The organism is Geminicoccus flavidas (genome assembly GCF_009806515.1).
GTDB classification, from domain to species: domain Bacteria; phylum Pseudomonadota; class Alphaproteobacteria; order Geminicoccales; family Geminicoccaceae; genus Geminicoccus; species Geminicoccus flavidus.
In genome coordinates this window covers 1-2,873 of record NZ_WUJP01000619.1, presented here as the reverse complement: position 1 = coordinate 2,873, position 2,873 = coordinate 1, and the positions used below count along the sequence as shown (strand labels likewise).

General features: G+C 70.5%; 3 protein-coding genes. All 3 read left to right on the top strand.

Annotated elements, in window-relative coordinates:
• Positions 1–345 precede the first annotated feature (345 nt).
• Positions 346–1,116, top strand: coding sequence for an arginyltransferase (locus EQG76_RS17505; RefSeq protein WP_200840890.1), 771 nt, complete (start codon positions 346–348; stop codon positions 1,114–1,116).
• 88 nt (positions 1,117–1,204) lie between these two features.
• The gene (locus tag EQG76_RS17500) at positions 1,205–2,200 is read left to right on the top strand and encodes an MDR family oxidoreductase (RefSeq protein WP_159715676.1); all 996 of its coding nucleotides are present in this window, start codon (positions 1,205–1,207) and stop codon (positions 2,198–2,200) included.
• A 258-nt stretch (positions 2,201–2,458) separates the two neighbouring features.
• Positions 2,459–2,873: type II 3-dehydroquinate dehydratase (gene aroQ / locus EQG76_RS17495; protein WP_235031422.1), on the top strand; the 415-nt coding region annotated here is incomplete at its 3' end.

Below are 2,873 nucleotides of genomic sequence, written 5' to 3'. Positions count from 1 at the left end.
CACCGCGGTGCGCCATCGCCTGGGCGATCCGGTCGAAGTCGTGGGCGTTGCGGGTCAGGCCATGGACGCAGACCACCACCTGCGGTGCCAAAGGATCGCCATGCTCCAGCCAGTGGAGCTCGATCGGTCCCAGGGCCTCGGTGGCGACGGTCCGGCGTTCGCTGCGCATCGGCATTCCCCTCCTTCCTGACCTGTCGCCCAGCCTCCCCGCCCGCCGCCGGCCGGTCAATCCTCGGCGCAGCTATCCTGGGCGATGACTGGGCGGAGGCGCGGTGGTTGCGCACAATCGGCTTGATGATTCCTTGCCGATTCTCCATCTCATGTCGGAAGCCGCTGGAGAACCGCTTGTCCGTCGACCTGCAGCCCCGCCAGCGCAACGTGCTACGCCAGTTCTACACGACTGGCGCTGCACCCTGCCCTTATCTGGACGGCCGCACCGAGCGGCGGGTCTATACCCTGCTGCGCCGCCATCCCCAGGAATGCGAGACCTTCGACCGGCTGAGCGAGGCGGGCTTCCGGCGCAGCCAGAACTTGATGTACCGTCCGGCCTGCCCGGGCTGCGATGCCTGCATTCCGGTGCGTATTCCGGTCGATCGCTTCGCGCCCTCGCGCAATGAGCGCAAGGTGCTCCACCGCAATGCCGACCTCATCGTTCAGGAAGTGCCGGCCGTGCCGACTGCGGAGCACTGGCAGCTGTTCCGCCGCTACCTGAGTGCCCGGCATGGCGATGGCGGCATGGCCAACATGACCCGGATCGACTTCGAGACCATGGTCGGCGACTGGGCGGTGGCGACCGTGCTCCTGGAAGGCCGCGACCCTTCCGGCCGCCTGCTCGCGGTCAGCCTCACCGACCGGCTGAGCTCCGGCCTGTCCGGGGTCTACAAGTTCTACGAGCCGGACGAGCCCCGCCGCTCGCTCGGCACCTGGACCATCCTGCAGCTGATCGAGCGCGCCAGGGCCCAGGGGTTGGGCCATGTCTATCTGGGCTACTGGATCGCCGGCAGCGACAAGATGGACTACAAGGCACGATTCCGGCCGATGGAGCAGCTGACCCCCGAGGGCTGGGTCGACCTGCCGGAACCCGCCCTGCCGCCGGAGACGGTGCCGGCTGGTTGAACCCTGCCGGTCGAGGCTGCTATCGCGGGGACCCTATCGGGGCCGGGGCAGGCGGCGGGGCGGCGCCCCCGGAACAGCGGAGCAGACAATGACGGACCGGTTCAGGGCGATCCTGCTGGAGCAGGCGGACGGCGCCACCAGGGCGAGCCTCGTGGAGCTCGACGAGAGCCGGCTGATGCCGGGCGAGGTCACCGTGGCCGTCGAGTGGTCCACCCTGAACTACAAGGACGCCCTGGCGATCACCGGCAAGGCACCGATCGTGCGCAGCTTCCCGTTCGTTCCGGGCATCGACTTCGCCGGCCGAGTACTGGACTCCACGGACGAGCGCTACCGGCCGGGCGACCCGGTGCTGCTCACCGGCTGGGGCGTCGGCGAGCGTCATTTCGGCGGCCTCGCCGAGCGGGCCAGGGTCAGGGCCGACTGGCTCGTGCCAATGCCGGACGGGCTCGACGCGAAGCGGGCCATGACGATCGGCACGGCCGGCTTCACCGCTGCCCTGTGCGTCCAGGAGCTGGAGCGCCAGCGTGTCACGCCTGAGGGCGGCGAGGTGGTGGTGACCGGGGCCGGCGGCGGGGTCGGCAGCATCGCCGTGGCCCTCCTGGCCAGGGCCGGCTTCCGGGTCGTGGCCTCCACCGGCAAGACCGAGGAGGCCGGCTGGCTCCAGGAATTGGGTGCGGCCGAGGTGATCGACCGCAGCCCGTTCGTGCCGGGCGCCAAGGGCCCGCTCGACAAGGGCCGCTTTGCCGGCGCGGTGGAATGCGTGGGCGGCCAGGTGCTGGCCGGCCTGCTCAAGACGATGGCGCCGGGCGGTAGCGTCGCCGCGGTCGGCAACGCTGGCGGGGCCGAGCTCCACACCACCGTGTTCCCCTTCATCCTGCGCGGCGTGCGCCTGTGCGGCGTGGAATCGGTGCAGGTGCCGTTCGCCCCGCGCCAGGCGGCCTGGCAGCGCCTGGCGCAGGACCTCGATGCGGGGGTGCTCGACCGGGTGGCCCGGGTGATCGGCCTGGACGAGGTCGTGGACGCCGCGGCCGAGCTGGTGGCGGGCCGAGTGCGGGGACGGCTGGTGGTCGACACGACAAGCTGACTGGCTCGGGTCGCGCCCCTTGCGGCCCTGCCCCGCGGCCGGTTCATGAACGGTTCGACACCTGCACGCGTGCACGGGGCCTCTTTCCCCGCTCAGGCACGCGTGCTACCTCCCCTCGCCGCGGGTCAGCGTCCTTGGACGGTGGCCCCTGCCGCTCGTGGCAGAGCGCCGTCGCGTGCGGTGGCCGACAACGATCAATAACCGCGATCGATCCCGACCTTGCCCACCATCCTGGTCCTCAACGGACCGAACCTCAACATGCTCGGCCTGCGCCAGCCCGAGATCTACGGCCGTACCCGGCTGGCAGAGATCCAGGCCGTGGTCGAGCGCGAAGCCGCCGATCTCGGGATCACCGTCGATTTCCGCCAGAGCAACCACGAGGGCGTGCTGATCGACTGGATCCACGAGGCCCGCACGAATGCGGACGCGATCGTGATCAACCCAGGCGGGCTCACCCACACCTCCGTGGCGCTGATGGACGCGCTCGCTGCCGCCGAGAAGCCGGTGATCGAGCTGCATCTGTCCAACGTGCATCGCCGCGAGCCCTTCCGGCACCATTCCTACGTGTCGCTCGTCGCCACCGGCGTGATCTGCGGGCTCGGACCGCACGGCTATCTCCTGGCCCTGCGTGCCGCCACCGAACTCGTCGCCCCGTCCCCTGCTGCCGCTCGAG